Raw genomic sequence first — 17,681 nt, 5'->3', positions numbered from 1 at the left:
GTTCATACGAAAATGAAGAGAAATTGAGGCCCTTAATAAAGAGGGATTTAAAATGGAAAGCTAGAATTTACTCATGGAGGTTTATTAATTGAGGTTTGCTTATTGACTTGCCCAGCTATGTGAGGAGGGAACACTAACGTAATGGTTAGGACGTTAAAGTGAAACATTTTAGCTATCTAACACAAGAAAGCCAGGATATCACGTTTTTTAAGAGGCCGGAGCCTTTTAATAAATACACCCCGCGCTCTATTCTCTCCTCTGCTTTAGGAGCGACACTGTATATGCCGGGGACTCGGAAAACAATCGCTCAGGAGATCATCAGCAAAAAGAATCCGAGCTTAGTTTCTACAGTCGTTTGTTTGGAAGATTCTATTGGAGATTCGGAGGTGCTTTTGGCCGAAGAAAATCTAACGGCTCAGATACAGAACCTTGGCATGGCTATCGAACAAGGAGAATTAGCTCAGGAGGACCTTCCTCTGATCTTTGTTCGAGTTCGTACTCCAGATCAGATTCTAAGACTTCTTGACAAAATGGAGGATGGTTCCAAATTGGTAGCGGGTTTTATCTTTCCGAAATTCTCTTCGGATAGTTATCGCTATCTGGAGATTCTTAGGGATCTGAATCACCAATCCTCGGATCGGTTCTACGGAATGCCGATTATCGAAAGTCCTGGAGTCATTTATCAAGAAACAAGGATTCACGAATTATTGGAGATCAAGCGTCTTCTGGATTCCTATCAAGATTTCATTTTGAATGTACGGATCGGTGCGACAGATTTTTCAGGCCTTTTTGGAATAAGACGAGGGCCGGATGTGACCATCTATGATATAACAGTCATACGCGACTGTATTGCAGATATCCTCAATATTTTTGGACGAACTGAGAGTGATTATATTGTCTCCGGCCCGGTGTGGGAATACTTTGCGGGAGAGGGCAGAGTCCTAAAACCTTTGCTGCGTAAAAGCCCCTTTGAAGAATTTCAGACAAGCCCAGGACACAATAAAGCGAATGTGCGCAAACAACTTTTAAATAAGTATATTGATGGTTTGATTCGTGAGGTCATCTTGGATAAGGAAAATGGTATGATCGGGAAAACAGTGATCCATCCCAGTCATCTTATTCCTGTTCATGCCATGTATGTTGTGGGGCATGAAGAGTATCTCGACGCCTTGTCTATCCTGGAGCAAGGGTATGGGCAACAGGGTGTTTTACGCAGCCACTACACCAATAAAATGAATGAACCAAAACCACATTATCATTGGGCGCAAAAAATATTGTTGCGGGCCAAGAATTATGGAGTATATCATGAACAGCAAAATTTCGTCAGCTTGTTTACCCAAGAACTATACGTATGAGTTAGAAGGGTTTAGTTTAAAGATCCGTTTAAAAAATAACCCTTTTGAGTTTGAACCAGAAGCTTTGTTTTCCTTAGCACTCAGGAAAAACAACCGGCGAAGATTCTTATTTGTCAGTAAGGTACTGGGCAAACATATTCCCGGATCACCTTTTCTGCCGCTCCTAGCGGGGGCTGCTCTCGCTGTTCAATGCTTTAACACATTTTCTGATGTTGAGTATGCTCACACTCAGGCAATTATTCAAGCTCTTAAAACACAGCAACAGATGCAAGATGTCTATGAACTAGTGATTCAAAAACCGCTCCTGACTCTCTCTGATAAGACATTATTTATCGGTTTTGCAGAAACTGCTACGGCTTTGGGGCAGGCGGTTTTTAGTTTGTTTGAAGATGCTTACTACCTTCACACCACGCGGGAAGAAATTCCTCTTCTGCAATCCGAACTTGATTTTAGGGAGGAGCACTCCCATGCTATAAACCATCGTTGTTACCCTACGAAGGAGGACTATCTTAGAACTTCTCAGAGGATTGTTCTTATCGACGATGAGCTGACGACGGGCAATACGGCCCTCAATATTATCCGAGCCATTCATCATCAATATCCCAAGAAGAATTACGCAGTTCTCTCCTTGCTGGACTGGAGGTCTGCGGAACATCGTTCAAACTTTAGCCGTCTGGAATCGGAGCTGGGCACAAAAGTCCATACAATCTCCTTAATTGAAGGGGAAATTGATCTCAGCAATTCAGGGAACGGACAAATTACTTGCGATTCCTCCTGGGAACCTCAAATAATTCCAGATCTTCCCAGCCTTGGACTCGATGGTTACCCTGAGTATAAAATGCTCTCGGAATTGAACGATTCCGGCCTCCCGGAAACTGTTGCTGTTTACTCACAAGATTCCGAAGGGTCTCAGAATAGAACCCCCTATCTGAAATTAACCGGAAGATTTGGTTTGGCAACGTCCTTGCAGCAGAAAAGTTTTCATTTGGCCCGAAACATCGGCAAAGCTTTAAAGAACCACCGCCGGGGAAAGCGTACTCTTTGCCTGGGAACTGGAGAATTCATGTACTTCCCTATGCTCGTCTCTGCCTACATGGGGGATGGGGTGCTGTTTCATTCTACGACGAGAAGCCCTATTTACGCGATTGCCAAACCGGATTATGCGATTCAAGAAGGATGTTCTTTCAGGAGTCCAGAGGATTCAGGGATTATCAATTATATCTATAACCTGCCGGAAAACTCTTACGACGAAGTGTTTTTATTCCTTGAAAGGGAAGTCAGCCGCGAGCGTTTGACCCCGCTCGTAAGGATGATTCATGACAAGGGCATCCCTCGCTTAGTTTTCGTTATTTGTGTTGCCTCGACAGAAGGGAGGATTTTGAATGACCGCAAGAATTCATCTGCAGCCAATTCCAGCCCCTTTGCCGATGGGAAGCTATAGACCACAAGATGTCATATTCTTATTAAAAAATCTCAATGGACTTATTCAGGAAACGGATTTAAAACTGCGGGAAAGGATGATTCAATCAGGAGGGCATTATTCTGAAATGCTGCCGGTTGAATATCAACCTAGCCAAGACTATATGGAACTTTTTTATCGATCATTAGGAGAGAATGCTTTTAAAGTTGCTGAGGCAGTCGGAACCGTTGCGGAAATAATTTTCAGGAGAAATGGTCCGCAAACAGTGTTGGTATCCTTAGCGCGTGCAGGCACGCCTATCGGGGTGTTGATTAAACGTTACTTGCTCGAGAAAAAAGGTTGCGATTTGCCGCACTATAGTATCTCGATTATCCGTGGCAGGGGCATTGATGAAAATGCTATTCTCTACATGTTCCAACAGCATCCTGAGGGCAGACTCCAGTTCATCGATGGGTGGACCGGCAAAGGAGCAATAACCAAGGTTCTCAAGGAGGCCTGCGCTGAATTTGAAATAAACTATGGGTATAGACTCGATAGTGATTTGGCTGTTCTGGCTGATCCGGGGCACTGTGTGCAAACGTTTGGCACGAGGGAAGACTTTCTTATTCCCAGTGCTTGTTTGAACTCCACTGTCTCCGGTTTAATCAGCAGAACGGTTTTGCGTAAAGATTTAATCGGAGAAAACGATTTTCACGGTGCAAGATATTATCAGGAACTGGAGGACAAGGAGGTATCCAACCTTTTCGTGGATACGGTCTCGGAAAAATTTAAGTACCTTCACGAGGAACAGCTTTTTAACCTTCGGCCGGAGAGCCCTGAAGCGACTTGGCAAGGCTTAAAAGATTTAAAGCAAATCCAGGAATTGTACGGAGTTAGAGATATTAATCTGATTAAGCCTGGCCTGGGCGAAACGACCAGGGTGCTCTTGAGACGGCTGCCCGAGAGGATTTTAATTAACAATCCTGATAACCCGAATCTGAAGCATATTTTGTTGTTGGCAAAGGATAGAGGAGTTCCGGTTGAAGTGTACCCGGAACTGACCTATGCGAGCTGCGGTATGATTAAACAATTATCATGATGGAACCAATCTTATTTGCCAGCGATCTTGACCAAACGTTAATATATTCTCATCGTTCCTTGCCCCACTCAACGATGGATGCCTCTCTAAGGCCAGTTGAACGACTGGAGAATCAGTGTATTTCTTTTATGACCCAAGGTGCTCTCAGCCTGCTGAAAGAGCTGGCCGGTCAGATTCTATTTGTGCCTACAACCACTCGAACCAAGACTCAATATCAACGGCTTAATTTCGCAGACTACGGAATATATCCTCGTTACGTTGTGACAAGCAATGGCGGCACCATCTTTGATCACGGTCGGGAAGATGTCGATTGGGCGAAACAGGTTGCCGCAGGAAACATTCATTGTGCGGAAGGTCAAGATTTGATCTGCAGGTTTCAGGAAATTTCACATCCGTCCTGGGTGATCAAGGATTCAGGTACACTGGCCGATGATCTCTTTTATTATTGTGTCATCGACCGAGATAAGCTGCCGATGAAAGAATTAGGTGACTTTGAACTATGGGCGAGAGAGAATCGTTGGGATTTATCGATTCAAGGACGAAAGCTTTATTTCGTCCCGCGTCATGTCAGTAAAAAGGCCGCCATTGAATATCTTCGGGAAAAAGAAGGCCTGAGTACCGTGGTGGCAGCAGGGGATTCTCTTTTAGATTTGGAGATGCTGAAAGCCGCCGATATCGCTCTTGCGCCTGCCCATGGTGAATTATTCTCTCGATATACACAGGGTAAATTAACTGGAGAAAGAATTCAATTTACCAAAATCAGCGGTATCGACGCTGCCGAGGAGATATTAGGAACTGTTCAGAGAATACTGGAGAGCAAGTTGTTGTATAATGAATCCGTTTGAAGTACAATGAGCTATGGTAAACATTGTAAAAATAAAAAGAATAATGTAGTATTATGTAATGGTAAACTATCAAGATGGAGGAAAATGTGAAAGTTATGTGAACTTCAATCAAATATGTGCTTATGCGGTCTTTTCTTATGATACTATACAAGCATAATCTTACCTTTCAAGCTTAACTTACGACAATAGGAGTGGTTCGATTGGATTCTGTTTCAGCTTTTTTCCAGGGAATATCCCAGAGCTACGCTCAGTTTTTTTCTCTCCATGCTTTGCTGGCAACGTTATCGGACCCGGTAAGTCTCGGTATTATTGGTTCCTTAATTATCTTAGAGGGCTTATTATCCGCTGATAATGCCCTTGTCTTGGCGGTTATTGTACGTGAATTACCCAAGAGACAGCAAAAAAAGGCCCTGTTTTATGGAATTTGGGGAGCTTATCTCTTTCGTTTTCTAGCTATTGGCTTTGGGGTTTATTTAGTACAAATTCGATGGGTCAAGGCGATTGGAGCCCTCTATTTGCTCTGGATGTCGGCAAAATATTTCTTCATGAGCAGTGAGGACGAAGATGCAGCTGTTGAAGGAAAGGCCAAGAGCTTTTGGGGTGTCGTTCTTCAGGTCGAGCTGATGGACATCGCCTTTAGTATTGACAGTGTTTTAGCTGCTTTTGGGGTCAGTGAAAAGGTCTGGGTACTCTTCCTCGGTGCAGTCTTTGGGATTTTGATGATGCGGGGTGTTGCCCGAATCTTCTTAGTTCTCATCGAGAAATTTCCAGAACTTGAGACCACAGCCTATGTATTAATCAGTCTCATCGGAGTTAAGATGATGGCTTCTGTATTTGGGTATTTGATCTCAGATCTCCTATTTTTCCTGATTCTAATTGTTGTTTTCTTGAGCACGTTTCTCTTTCATTATTTTCATTTGTTGGTTGGCAAAAAAGGCAAAACTAATGATGAGGACGATACGAAGAAAAGCAAAGTATCCTAAATTTGAAATGGAGGATTGAGCATGGCAACTATTAACCTGCAAAAAGGACAAAAGATTGATCTGACCAAAGGAAACCCCGGTCTAACTAAAATAATGGTCGGTTTGGGTTGGGATGAAGTCTCGAAAACAAAATCCGGGGGGTTTTTAAGTGGTCTTTTAGGAACCAAGCCTGCTGAGATTGACTGCGACGCCTCCGCTCTGATGCTTGATGCTAACGACAAGCTCACATCCAAAGAGCGTTTGGTGTATTTCGGGAATCTTCAAAGTGCTGATAAAAGTGTCAAGCATAGTGGGGATAATCTTACAGGTGGCGGAGACGGGGACGATGAACAAATCCATGTGGAATTAACTAAGGTTCCTAGTGAAGTTCATAAAATAGTGTTTGTTGTGAATATCTACGACTGTGTTAAACGCAGACAGGATTTTGGACATATTGCTAATGCTTTCATTCGGGTGGTTAATCCTGTCAATGGCCAGGAATTTTGTCGGTATAATTTAACAGAAGATTATTCCGGGAAAACCAGTCTAATTGTGGCTGAAGTATATCGTCACTCGGATGAATGGAAATTTGCTGCTATAGGGGAAGCCACACGTGATGCATCTTTGAGCGAAATTATTCGCCGTTATCATTAAGTTTAGTTGAAGGGGGATACTGTAATGGCCATTAGTCTGCAAAAGGGTCAAAAAGTGGATCTAACGAAAGGAAATCCTGGATTAAAAAAGATTGTCGTTGGCTTGGGATGGGATGTCAACAAATATGATGGAGGTCAGGACTTCGATCTCGATGCGGCAGCCTTCATGCTAAATTCTGAAGGAAAAGTTGCTGACGATAGAAATTTCATCTTCTATAACAATACCTCGAGCCCAGAAGGATCTGTAATTCATACAGGCGATAATCGTTCTGGAGTTGGGGATGGCGATGACGAGCAAATTAAAGTTGACCTTTCCGTAGTACCTAGCGGTGTTGCGAAGATCTCCTTCGGAATCACAATTCATGAAGCCAAGGAACAGCGGCAAAACTTTGGGCAAGTATCCAATTCTTATGTGCGGGTTCTCGACGAGGAGTCCGGTGCGGAAATTATCCGCTATGATCTGGGTGAAGATTTTTCCGTGGAGACAGCGATTGTAGTGGGAGAACTTTATCGCAATGGTGCAGAGTGGAAATTTAATGCAGTTGGCAGCGGTTACCAGAATGGTCTTGCTGGACTGTGTAAGGATTTTGGGTTAGACGTCTAAGATTTCGTCACAATAGGGTGAAGGTAATATGACTCGAAATTTTAATTAATGAGGTGTTCGTCATGATCATCAGTTTGCAAAAAGGACAAAAAATCGATTTAACTAAAGGGAACCCAGGGCTTTCGAAGATTGTTGTAGGTTTAGGCTGGGATACGAATAAATACTCAGGTAGGGCTGATTTTGACCTCGATGCTTCGGCCTTCTTGCTTGATAAAAATAGTCGTGCCGGAGGGATTGAAGACTTCATATTTTACAATAATCTCGTAGGTGGAGACGGTTCTGTGCAGCACACAGGCGATAACCTCACAGGGGAAGGTGAGGGAGATGATGAACAAATTAAAATTGATCTCGCGAGTGTACCGAGTCACGTGGAAAAGATTGCCATCACAGTAACGATTCATGAGGCTATAGCTCGCGGACAAAATTTCGGACAAGTTTCTAATGCCTATGTACGCGTGGTAAATGAACTGAATGACCAAGAAGTTATGCGCTACGACCTTGGAGAAGATTTTTCCGTCGAGACTGCTCTGGTCGTCTGTGAACTCTACCGACACCAGGGAGAATGGAGATTTAATGCGGTGGGGAGCGGTTTTTCAGGAGGATTGGCCGCCCTATGCGCTAACTATGGCTTACAAGCAGGTTAAGAGCTTTCGACTTGTTAAAGAAGGCTGGACCAAACCGGAAATAAGTTTGGTTCAGCCTTCTTTTGAATTAAGACGAAGCGAAGTAACGTAAAAATAATGAAAGTTTCGTTTTGGGGCCGCGTTGTAAATACGTCGAGTATCTTTTAGGTGCAATAATCAGGGCGGTATCTTTGAAGAGGTAGACCTTAATCTCCCGGTCCACGAAATAGGAATCCTTCGGTTCAAACGTAATTAACAAGCCTTCACTGTGTTTCAGGGTATAGCCAAGGTCTCCTATAAGCTCTGTAAGGGTTTTTATATAGTGTCCGCGCTGCGTAAATTTGACGATAAAACGGACATCACGCAGATTAGCAGTGAGGAAAAGGCTGATGAGTGAGGAAAAGCAATACCCATAAATAATTAGGTCATGACTGACAGGAAATAACGAACGAGACAACGTTAGAATAATGAAAGGGGATGCAATCGGTAGAAAGATTTTTAAGTAAGTTTTCAAAAAGACCTTTATCGGCATATCCAATCCTCCTTAACTAGGATTGCTAAGTAATTCAGAATATGCATTTCTCACCATAATGTTACAACGGTGAATCGGGATGAAAGGAATGCCATATTCTGAATTTTTGCCTGATATCAGCTAATTAGTCGAATATCTTTGTAATATGCCGATATTTGCTATATGTGGCGTTTTAGCCCTTCTTCTGTCGTTTGCTCTTAGTTATGTTATTGCTTATGATTATAAAGATATAGTTCAGATCAATGGATAGGATAAGTTCCAGTGACGACGGAGGACAAGGAAAGACAGGAGGTAAGCTTAATGGTTTATAAGGGGAGCCAATTCGTTCGATGGTTGATGAGCTTAAGCTTGATATTAGCTGGAATAGGCCTCGTTTGGGGAATTTCGCTAATCCCAATGCTGAGTGGACAGAACGCTGGATTTCGATTCGTAATGGGGGAAGGAGCGGGACAGTCGCTTTCTTGGAAAGTGGACGGATTAACGCTATTTTTCCTTTTTATTTTATTTATCGGACAAGGTTTGGCATCCTTGTATGCTTTTGGCTATCTCCAGGAATATGCGGCAAAGGGCAAATCCCTAGGCTTTTTTTATGTGGCTTGGTTTTTGTTTCTAGGGAGTATGTACGGAGTCTTATTAGCGGATGACGGATTTGCGTTCTTGTTGACTTGGGAAATGATGTCTCTGTTCTCCTTTTTTCTAGTGCTCTACGAACACGAAGACAGACAGAACCGCAATGCTGCTTACATATACTTAGTGATGACTCATGTGGGAACGGTTTTTTTGACGGCTGTAACCCTTTTTTTGTATGCCAAGACAGGGAGCTTCTCATTTGAGGTTTGGGCAAATGCCATACCTAGTTTGACCTCCATTCAGTTAAATTTGATTTTTCTAGCCTTTTTTATTGGCTTGGGAACCAAAGCAGGTTTTTTACCGTTTCATATTTGGCTGCCATATGCTCATTCTGCTGCACCCAGCCCAGTCTCCGCACTTATGTCGGGGGTTATGGTAAAAATCGCACTCTATCTCTTTTTCAGGCTTGTATGGTTGATCCTTGGCCCAGGAGCGTCTTGGTGGGGATGGTTGTTCTTAATAGTCGGGGGATTATCTGCCGTTGTGGGAATTCTTTTGGCTTCGGTTCAATCTGATTTAAAAAAAGTGCTGGCGTTTTCTACGATTGAAAATGTGGGTATCTTGGGCATCGCTTTAGGGAGTGCATTCCTGGCTCGATCTTGGCATAATCAAGCGGCGATGGATTTAGCTCTTGCAGCTTTCTTTTGGCATACTTTGCAGCATATGCTTTTCAAATCGTCACTTTTTATGGAAGCAGGAAATATCATTCAAGCGACCCACACGAGAAACTTGGAACGTTTTGGCGGCTTACTAAAAGTTATGCCGAAAACGGGCCTTGGGGCTTTGATTGGAATCGTTGGTATCACAGCTCTTCCTCCCTTAGGAGGTTTTTGGGGTGAATTAATGGTTTTTCAATCTCTTTGGTCGAATACACTCGGACTATCTGACGGCTGGGGTAAAGTTTTTATGCCGCTTACGATTGGGCTCTTAGCTTTGGTTGGGGGTCTGTCACTCGCGACGTTTGTAAAATGGTTTGGGATTTCTTTTCTGGGACAAGCTCGATCTCAAGATGCGGAAAGAGCAAGAGAAGTCCACGCAGTCCAGTACGTACCTTCTTTAATCCTGAGTGGAATAGCCGTTCTGACCGTCCTATCTCCAGCGACAATCTTGGATCTCATTAATCTTCCTCTCACTGTACTGAGGCTAGGTGAAACGATTGGCCTTAGTTCATCTCTCGGAAAACCTCTTTCCATTTCTTCGGCTTATTTCCTTATTCTGATCCTGCTGCTAGGAGGCGTGATGCTCTTCACTCAGCGTGGAGCTAAGAGGGTTACGGCGACTTGGAATTGTGGTTCCCCCTTGACTCCGAGCATGCAATACACAGCCACGGGATTAACGAAACCTATTCGCATCCTTTTTTCCAAAGCTTTGGGTTCCAAACGTTACGTGGTTCGGGATTTTGCTGAATCGAGGTACAGTTTACGTTCTCTGAACTATGAAGGAAGAATCAAAGAAGTCTTTGAGGACATTTTTTATAGACCTTTAATTCGCGGGTTACTCTGGTTAGCCGCCCAAATCAGAAAACTCCAGGAAGGCAGCATTCATCTCTATTTGAGTTATCTCTTAATTACAGTGGTCATCGTTTTATTTTTTGGACGTTAGGAGACGAAGATGGACGTATTAGTGATCGTTATAAACCGTCTATTATTGGGATTTGGACATCTGGCCTTATTTTTAGTGGCTGCGCCGCTGCTGCAGGGATTCATCAAGAAAAGCAAAGCTTTTTGGCAAATGAGGCAGGGACCTTCGATTTTTCAACCCTATCGTGATATCAGAAAACTGATGAGTAAGGAGGAATTAATTTCCGAACACGCTTCATGGATCTTTCTTCTCGTCCCTAGGTTAGTATTAGTGAGTACTTTAATGGCAGGGCTTGTGATACCGAGCCCCTGGGGCTGGGCACCTATGAGCGGGTGGGGAGATCTCTTCTTGTTTGGAACAAGCTTAGGGTTAGCACGCTTGTTTTTAACGCTTTCAGGTTTGGAAGGGGCAGGAACCTTCGGCGGTATGGGATCGAGCAGAGAATTATTTTTAGGATTATTGACGGAACCCGCCCTTTTGTTGGGACTTATCGTTTTAGCCTTTATCACGGGCTCAACCTCCTTACAGGGAATCGTAACGGGCTTAGGAAATGTGTCGCCGATTTATATTCCTCGTCTCTTAGTGTTAGTGACGTTAGGGATGGTTAGTATCGCCGAAATGGGGCGAATTCCGGTCGACAATCCAGACACGCATTTAGAACTTACCATGATTCATGAAGGAATGCTTTTAGAATACTCGGGTCCTTCCTTGGCCCTCTTGAATTTTGCTGAACAAGTTAAACAGTTATTGCTCCTTGTTTTATTGGCTCAAATCGTCTGGCCCAGCGGCTTAATTACGGTAAGCGCCGGTTTGGGAGGGATCCTATGGGGATTCTGTTTCACAGGTGTTAAAGTCGTTGCTTTGGGATTCTTCTTTGCCACAGTGGAAAGTCTTTTTGTAAAGAGACGTCTTTTCTTACTTCCTAACTATTTAGCGACGAGCACCGCCTCTGCTTTATTAGCCTTAATATCACTCTGGATTATAAGGGGGCAGATCTAAATTGTTTGGAATTTCGGAGAATGGGCTTAATTTATTGCTGTTTGTGGTTCTAATCAGTGGATTAAGCATTGTTTATAGTACTCGTGTGCAAAAAGTCATAAATTGGTGGACATTACAAACGGTGGCAGTTTCGGTTCTTATTTTAGTACAAGGGGTTTATCACCATGAATTAGAGGTTATTATCCTTGGAGTTTTGTTAATGGTTGGGAAGGCCGGCATTATACCCATTCTTTTACGCAGAGTATTAAAAGAGTCTAAGACAGAATGGGTGGGAGAAATTTACGTTAAACGGATGCTCTCGCTGGTTGTTGCTGCAGCTTTGACGATGTTGGCTTATGAGGTGACAAAACCTTTTCAAATATCTCAAGAGGGCTTCCGCAATGGGTTAGCCGTTGCCATTGCTCTAATACTTTTTGGTCTTTTAATTATGATGAGTCGTAAAATCGCCATCGTACAGGTAATTGGTATTTTGTTGATTGACAATGGAATCTTCTTGGCTGGATTTTTCCTTACCCAGGGGATGCCTTTGTTAGTAGAAATGGGAAGCATGTTTGATGTTTTAGTCGGAATCGTGATCATTGTGATTCTGTCCAAACAAATGCTGGAAACCTATGATTCGCTGAATGTTGATCACATGAGGTCATTGAAAGGATAATAAGCGATGTTTATTGGAGTAGCTGTCATCACAGCAGTGGGAATGCTCATCTCGGCAAAGGACACCTACCTAAAGTTCTTGAACTATCTTGCCCTTGTATTAGTAACCCTGAGTGGAGGGTGGACAATTAGACAGACCTTGAGTCAAGGGTCTTATGAATATGGTTCGGGTATTTTATATTTTGATGCCCTGAGTGCCTTACTTCTGAGTGTTATTATCATGATCACAATTTACGTCATTCTTTTTTCCATAGGCTATATGGAAAAAGAGGTTCAGGAGAAACAACTTCCTAGGACAAGACTGAAGTGGTATTATTTTTGGATCTGGATTTTTATTGCAGCCATGCTCTTGGTGGTGAGTACCCCTAACCTCGGTATTGTTTGGCTGGGGATTGAGGGGACGACCTTGGCAACGACCCTCTTAGTAGGATTCTATCGCAACAAAAAAGCCGTGGAAGCAGCTTGGAAATATGTAATCTTATGTACTGTGGGTATTAGTTTTGCCTTATTAGGAACAATGTTGCTCTTTGCTGCTGCTGCACCGCTATTGGGTCAAAACCTATCGGCTTTGGACTGGCGCATGCTTCCGAGGGTGGCTCAGCATTTAGATTTGAACTTAGTTCGTCTTGGAGTGTTGTTTACGGTGATTGGGTACGGTGCCAAGGTTGGATTCGTACCGATGCACGCTTGGCTTCCTGATGCACATAGTCAGGCTCCTTCTCCAGTGAGTGCTTTGCTGTCTGCGGTATTGTTAAACTGCGCACTTTATGCTATCTTGCGATGGTACAGTTTAGCGCGTCTCACTGCACTCGGACCCGAATTTGTCGGTAAGATCCTCATGAGCTTTGGACTTATATCCCTTGCGCTCATGGTGGGGTTTATTCTAGTACAACGGGACCTCAAACGCTTATTAGCCTATTCCAGTGTGGAACATATGGGAATTTTAGCGTTGGGCTTTGGTTTAGGAACGAGTGAGGCCGTTTGGGGAGCTTCGCTCCATCTTCTGCTTCATGCCCTGACTAAGGCTAACCTTTTTGTCATCATTGGGAGTTTAGTCCAAAAAACTAAGACAAGGCAAATCTCAAGAATTCGGGGAATTTTTAGCATTTGGCCCTATACAGGTCTCATCTTGGTCTTAGGATTATTGGCGATTACAGGAACCCCTCCGTTTGGGACATTCCGTTCGGAACTCTATATCCTTACTGGTTTATTTAAAATAGGCCATCCGGTGCTGGGCTTTTTCGCGATCTTGTTCTTGACGGTTATCTTTGCTGGGTTCCTTCAACATTTTCTGCAAATGCTTTTCGGAAAACCAAGCAGTCGCTTTCCCTCAGGTGAACCTGTGACGACGCTTGCTCTTGTGATGCCGCTTTTACTTGTCCTTTTCTTAGGTCTGTTCATTCCCCAAAGCTTGAATCAAGCTTTGAACCAGGTTGTCAAAGTGATCTTGGGAGGCGTATAAGAGTGCTGAGTTTACGAGAGTATTTCGAGAGTTATCAGAGCGATTCGAGGATTGAGATTGTTGAATGGAATTTAAGCGAGGGTATTGTGAGCATCCACTATCGTGACCTGGCAAATAGTTTGTCCTATTGTTTAGAGACGTGGCCTCGTTCAGCTTGGATGACCCACGTTATTAATGATGAACGACAGTTAGGAAACGGTTTTTCTCTTTACTTAGTGCTCTATTTCCCTGATCAGGATTTTTCCCTGACTTTAGCTGCAAAAGGTATTATCGATGAATTTCCTTCTCTGACTCCCATTTACCCGGCTTTAAATTGGTCAGAGAGAGAGGCCCAGGATCTTTTTGGCCTTAAGGCGGTGGGGCATCCCGACCCTCGTCCTTTGGTTTTACATCCGGGGTGGCCCGGAGATTTTCACCCCTTGCGCAAGGATTTTAAGGGGCAATCCAGGGCTTCAGACTTTAGGCTAGCCCCCTTGGAACTTCCTGAGTCGCATGGAGACGGAGTTTTTGAGATTCCCGTGGGACCGATTCATGCCGGAATTATTGAACCAGGGCATTTTCGCTTTTACACCATCGGAGAACCTGTTCTTCATCTCGAGGCTCAGCTTTTCTTCACGCATAAAGGAATTGAAAAGCTTCTTGAAGGTAAAAGCATCGAAGAAGGTTTACCGATCGTGGAGAGGATTTGCGGTGTCTGTACGGTAAGTCACGCACTGGCGTACTGTGAAGCAGTGGAAAAACTAGCCCAACTTGAGTTGGGTCGAGGGGTGCTGTTATGGAGAACGATCCTAGCAGAGTTAGAACGCCTCTATAATCATGTGGGAGATATCGGTAATATGTGTGCAGGAGTTGGCTTTGCTTTAGGCAATGCCAATGGATCACAATGCAAAGAAAGGCTGCAAAGGCTTAATCAAGAAGTTTTTGGGCATCGCTTTTTAAGAGGAACTGTGGTGTTGGGTGGAGTTAAAACTATTCCCGAACCACAGAAAGTCCAAACCCTGTTGCATCAAGTGGTTGAGCTCTCCCGTGATTTTGAAGCTTGGATTCCCTTGCTATTAGAGCATGATGGGTATCGCCAGAGGGCTGTAAATACCGGGGTCTTAAAACGAGAATATGCTCAAGATTTGGGAGTAACCGGACCAACTGCCAGGGCAACAGGAATACCCAATGATTGGAGGGAACTCCATGCTCACCTTCTGTATCCGGAACTTGGAGTCAAATCCATCGTGGAACAGCGCGGGGACGTTTGGTCACGACTGATGGTAAGAGTCAATGAGACTAGGGAAAGTTTCCGTTGTCTCACAACCCTCCTGAGAAAGTGGATCGATTCCGAAGGATCGAGAACCACAGAGTATGAGTTTGATCTGGATCATAAAGTTAGTCAGAGGACCTTAAATGTTAAACTCCGAACTTGGTATCCTGCCTGGGGATGCGTCGAATCTCCTCGTGGAACGGATGTTATTTGGCTAATGCTCGATGATGAGGGGAAGATTTATCGTTGCCGAATTCGTTCCGCCAGTTATGCGAACTGGCCGGCAGTACCTCTAACAGTGCCAGGCAATATCGTTCCGGATTTTCCTTTAATTAATAAGAGCTTTGAACTGTGTTACAGTTGTTGTGATCGTTAGGCGAAAAGAGGAAGAGACTATGTTGAGATTACTGCTTCAAACGATAAAAATGGGACGGCTCACAGAGAAGGGAAAAGTAAGGTTAGTTCCGAGACGGTCTTCAGGGCTGCCAAAAAGCTTTAGACAATCCCTTCAGATTCGGCACCTGGATTGTGGTTCTTGTAATGGTTGTGATTGGGAACTCACCGCTACAATTAACTCCCTTTATGATCTTCAGCATTACGGAATTGACTTCGTAGCCTCGCCACGCCACGCTGATTTACTTATGTGCACAGGGACAGGAACGGCTCAGCTTTTAAACGCTGCCCATAAAACTTACGAAGCGATGGCCCGCCCGAAATGGGTCATGGCTGTCGGAGACTGTGCCATCGATGGGGGGTTTTTCAAAGGAGCGTATGCCAGCAAAGAAGGAATAGGAGAAGTATTGCCCGTAGATATCAAGGTTCCGGGGTGCCCGCCTACTCCGGATGATTTGATCAAAGCATTATTAGAAATTATGGGCAAGAATAAGTAAGAGGCGTCTTTCTTTGGGACGTGCTTGGTGCCGGTATATAAAACTCCCTAGTTGGCTATAGCCTTCTAGGGAGTTTTGGTATGAGCATTTTTCAATTAACTCAGAGAAGGGTGAATTATAGTTGGATATCCATTTCTTTGAGTTTTCTGTAGAGAGTATTTCGCCCGATACCTAGAAGCTTGGCAGCAGGAGCAATTTTTCCTTTAGTTTGAGTGAGGGCATAGAGGATGGCGTGTTTCGTCTGCTGCTCCAGCAAGGGTTCCGGTTCGGTATTGAGAACGGATTGCTTGAATTCATCCGGTAAGTCAGCTACGGTTAAAATAGGGCCGTCAGCTAAAGCAACCATACTCTCAATACAATTCTCGAGTTCCCGTACATTGCCGGGCCAAGGATGAACTAATAAATGATCATAAACTTCTTCTTGAATTCCCAAGATTGGATTACCAAAAGATTCGCAAGCTTTACGTATGAAATGAGGAACTAAATCTCGAATGTCTTCAGTACGTTCACGCAGTGGAGGCAATTCCAAGGTTACAACTTTCAAACGATAGTATAAATCTAAACGGAAGTGTTCCGTCGCAACCAGAGCAGAAAGGTCCTTGTGCGAGGCGGCAATGACTCTAACATCGATTTTTAGAGTTTTTGTATCTCCGATTCGGGAGACTTCCTTTTCTTGAAGCGCTCTAAGCAGTGAGACTTGAACGTTTAAGGGCATATCTCCTATTTCATCAAGGAAAATGGTACCTTTGTCGGCCAATTCGAATTTTCCGGGTTTTCCACCACGACGTGCTCCGGTGAAGGCCCCCTCCACATAACCGAATAGCTCACTTTCAACCAGTGAAGAAGATAGCGAGGCGCAGTTTAAAGCGACAAAAGGGCCTTCGCGGCGCGGACTGAGTTGATGGATGGTTCGAGCAATTATTTCTTTGCCAGTTCCGCTTTCACCGTGAATGAGAACAGAAGAGTGGGTGGCGGCAACTTTGGAAGCTCGCGCCAAAATTCGCTGCGTAGGCTGACCATGCCCAATCCATAATGAATTAGTGCTCACAGCCGAAGAGTCCTTGGATATTTCCAGTGTTCCAACGGCACCTAATGCCTGACCAACGTTATTGACCACTTGGGTTAAGTGAGAGGAAATCTCTTTCCCTGAGCGATTTTTTATATGAAGATTCAGAGAATGCCCGCTAAGCATCCACCCTTTCGGTGAACTGAAGATGTCTCCTGCGAGTTGTCCGATAATGTCTTCTTGTCTTCGCCCAAGCAATGCAGCACCGAGAGCGTTGATGTTAGTAATGACGCCGTTTTGATCAATAGCAAGAAAGCCTTGTTTCAAAAGGGAGGAAGCCAACTTAGCTCCTTCTTGGTAAAATTTCAACTGATTTTCCAGCTCGAATAGACGCAAATTCTTTTCAATCATACTTGCACCCATTCTTGCGATGCTCAAGACCTTTTCCCGATCATTACCAGCTTCCCCGCTAATATCTAAAACGCCGAGTGGAGCGCCTTGACTGTTTTGAATCGGAGCAGCCCAGCATGCTAAAAAGTGATTATCACGGACAAAGTGCTCCCAACCGAAGACCGAAATGGGGGCATTGTCACTTAGAGCTGTTCCGATGGCATTGGTTCCCCTGATTTCTTCACGCCAACCGGCCCCAGGACTTAAATTTACCTTTTGAGCTTTAGTCATAAAGGGTGCGTCACCCGTGGCTTCAATAATGTATCCTTCGTTATCACACAGTAAAACTGTATAGTTAGTGCTTCCAAGTAAACTGAAAATGTAAGGCAAGACAGGTTCACCCGCACGGATCAGGGAATCTTGGGCATCTCGACGCTCATTGAGACGGGGCTTAGATAGAATGTCCTGATTAGAAACCAGCGTGTGGTCAACTCGATACTCTCTACTTCTCTGCCAGGAACGATAGATGGAAGGAGTTACTTCCGATTCAACGCTCTCTCCATTGATAAAGCGATTCCAATGGTTGGTATACAACTCATTCCCTTCCTTCTCAATGCGTAAAAATGTTTTGTCCTCACGATGTCAGAATAACATAAATATTCTAATCAAACAACAGGCAGGGAAGAAGCAAGGTTTAAGAGTGTTCCATGAAGAGTGTTCCATTATGGAATGAAAAGTTAAGGCA

At 44.0% G+C, this 17,681-nt stretch carries 16 protein-coding genes; 14 read left to right on the top strand and 2 right to left on the bottom strand.

Annotated elements, in window-relative coordinates:
• The first annotated feature begins 158 nt into the window (after nucleotides 1-158).
• The 8 genes from VZF35_RS02890 to VZF35_RS02855 all read left to right on the top strand — a co-directional run bounded on the left by VZF35_RS02890 (nucleotide 159) and on the right by VZF35_RS02855 (nucleotide 7,561).
• Nucleotides 159-1,355: an HpcH/HpaI aldolase/citrate lyase family protein gene (locus VZF35_RS02890; RefSeq protein ID WP_407310811.1), complete on the top strand. Its 1,197-nt coding sequence runs from the start codon at nucleotides 159-161 to the stop codon at nucleotides 1,353-1,355.
• The gene (locus VZF35_RS02885; RefSeq protein ID WP_407310809.1) at nucleotides 1,306-2,796 is read left to right on the top strand and encodes a phosphoribosyltransferase family protein; all 1,491 of its coding nucleotides are present in this window, start codon (nucleotides 1,306-1,308) and stop codon (nucleotides 2,794-2,796) included. Before VZF35_RS02890 ends, VZF35_RS02885 begins: the two co-directional genes overlap by 50 nt.
• Nucleotides 2,738-3,853: a cysteine protease StiP family protein gene (locus VZF35_RS02880; RefSeq protein WP_407310807.1), complete on the top strand. Its 1,116-nt coding sequence runs from the start codon at nucleotides 2,738-2,740 to the stop codon at nucleotides 3,851-3,853. The genes VZF35_RS02885 and VZF35_RS02880 overlap by 59 nt, the downstream gene beginning before the upstream one ends.
• Nucleotides 3,850-4,698 (top strand): HAD family hydrolase, encoded by an 849-nt coding sequence (locus VZF35_RS02875; RefSeq protein WP_407310805.1) that lies wholly within the window; start codon nucleotides 3,850-3,852, stop codon nucleotides 4,696-4,698. The genes VZF35_RS02880 and VZF35_RS02875 overlap by 4 nt, the downstream gene beginning before the upstream one ends.
• Nucleotides 4,699-4,898: 200 nt before the next feature.
• The gene (locus tag VZF35_RS02870) at nucleotides 4,899-5,681 is read left to right on the top strand and encodes a TerC family protein (RefSeq protein WP_407310803.1); all 783 of its coding nucleotides are present in this window, start codon (nucleotides 4,899-4,901) and stop codon (nucleotides 5,679-5,681) included.
• Between the two features lie 21 nt (nucleotides 5,682-5,702).
• Complete coding sequence (locus VZF35_RS02865) at nucleotides 5,703-6,314, top strand: TerD family protein (RefSeq protein ID WP_407310801.1); 612 nt, start codon at nucleotides 5,703-5,705, stop codon at nucleotides 6,312-6,314.
• 24 nt (nucleotides 6,315-6,338) lie between these two features.
• Nucleotides 6,339-6,917, top strand: coding sequence for a TerD family protein (locus VZF35_RS02860; protein ID WP_407310798.1), 579 nt, complete (start codon nucleotides 6,339-6,341; stop codon nucleotides 6,915-6,917).
• Nucleotides 6,918-6,979: 62 nt separating this feature from the next.
• Nucleotides 6,980-7,561: a TerD family protein gene (locus VZF35_RS02855; protein WP_407310796.1), complete on the top strand. Its 582-nt coding sequence runs from the start codon at nucleotides 6,980-6,982 to the stop codon at nucleotides 7,559-7,561.
• A 67-nt stretch (nucleotides 7,562-7,628) separates the two neighbouring features.
• Here VZF35_RS02855 and VZF35_RS02850 read toward each other — a convergent pair whose 3' ends face one another.
• Nucleotides 7,629-8,072, bottom strand: a complete 444-nt coding sequence (locus VZF35_RS02850) for a hypothetical protein (RefSeq protein WP_407310794.1) — start codon at nucleotides 8,070-8,072, stop codon at nucleotides 7,629-7,631.
• Nucleotides 8,073-8,372: 300 nt separating this feature from the next.
• Here VZF35_RS02850 and VZF35_RS02845 point away from each other — a divergent pair, with 300 nt between their 5' ends.
• The 6 genes from VZF35_RS02845 to VZF35_RS02820 are packed head-to-tail and all read left to right on the top strand — an operon-like array spanning nucleotide 8,373 to nucleotide 15,540.
• Complete coding sequence (locus VZF35_RS02845; RefSeq protein WP_407310792.1) at nucleotides 8,373-10,304, top strand: proton-conducting transporter membrane subunit; 1,932 nt, start codon at nucleotides 8,373-8,375, stop codon at nucleotides 10,302-10,304.
• A 9-nt stretch (nucleotides 10,305-10,313) separates the two neighbouring features.
• On the top strand, nucleotides 10,314-11,282 hold the full coding sequence (locus VZF35_RS02840) for a respiratory chain complex I subunit 1 family protein (RefSeq protein ID WP_407310790.1): 969 nt from the start codon (nucleotides 10,314-10,316) through the stop codon (nucleotides 11,280-11,282).
• 1 nt (nucleotide 11,283) lies between these two features.
• A complete protein-coding gene (locus VZF35_RS02835; RefSeq protein ID WP_407310788.1) occupies nucleotides 11,284-11,937 on the top strand; it encodes a hydrogenase in 654 nt (217 codons plus the stop codon).
• Nucleotides 11,938-11,943: 6 nt separating this feature from the next.
• Complete coding sequence (locus VZF35_RS02830) at nucleotides 11,944-13,398, top strand: proton-conducting transporter membrane subunit (RefSeq protein ID WP_407310786.1); 1,455 nt, start codon at nucleotides 11,944-11,946, stop codon at nucleotides 13,396-13,398.
• A 2-nt stretch (nucleotides 13,399-13,400) separates the two neighbouring features.
• Nucleotides 13,401-15,026: an NADH-quinone oxidoreductase subunit C gene (locus VZF35_RS02825; protein ID WP_407310784.1), complete on the top strand. Its 1,626-nt coding sequence runs from the start codon at nucleotides 13,401-13,403 to the stop codon at nucleotides 15,024-15,026.
• Nucleotides 15,027-15,045: 19 nt separating this feature from the next.
• Nucleotides 15,046-15,540 carry an NADH-quinone oxidoreductase subunit B family protein gene (locus tag VZF35_RS02820; protein ID WP_407310782.1) on the top strand — a complete coding sequence of 165 codons (495 nt, stop codon included), beginning with the start codon at nucleotides 15,046-15,048 and terminating at the stop codon, nucleotides 15,538-15,540.
• 115 nt (nucleotides 15,541-15,655) lie between these two features.
• Here VZF35_RS02820 and VZF35_RS02815 read toward each other — a convergent pair whose 3' ends face one another.
• Nucleotides 15,656-17,530 (bottom strand): sigma-54-dependent Fis family transcriptional regulator, encoded by a 1,875-nt coding sequence (locus tag VZF35_RS02815; RefSeq protein WP_407310780.1) that lies wholly within the window; start codon nucleotides 17,528-17,530, stop codon nucleotides 15,656-15,658.
• Nucleotides 17,531-17,681: the final 151 nt, after the last annotated feature.

This window comes from Desulfosporosinus paludis, from assembly GCF_045689965.1.
GTDB classification, from domain to species: domain Bacteria; phylum Bacillota; class Desulfitobacteriia; order Desulfitobacteriales; family Desulfitobacteriaceae; genus Desulfosporosinus; species Desulfosporosinus paludis.
The sequence above is the reverse complement of the archived record's forward strand: the minus strand, read 5'-3'. Positions and strand labels throughout refer to the sequence as shown.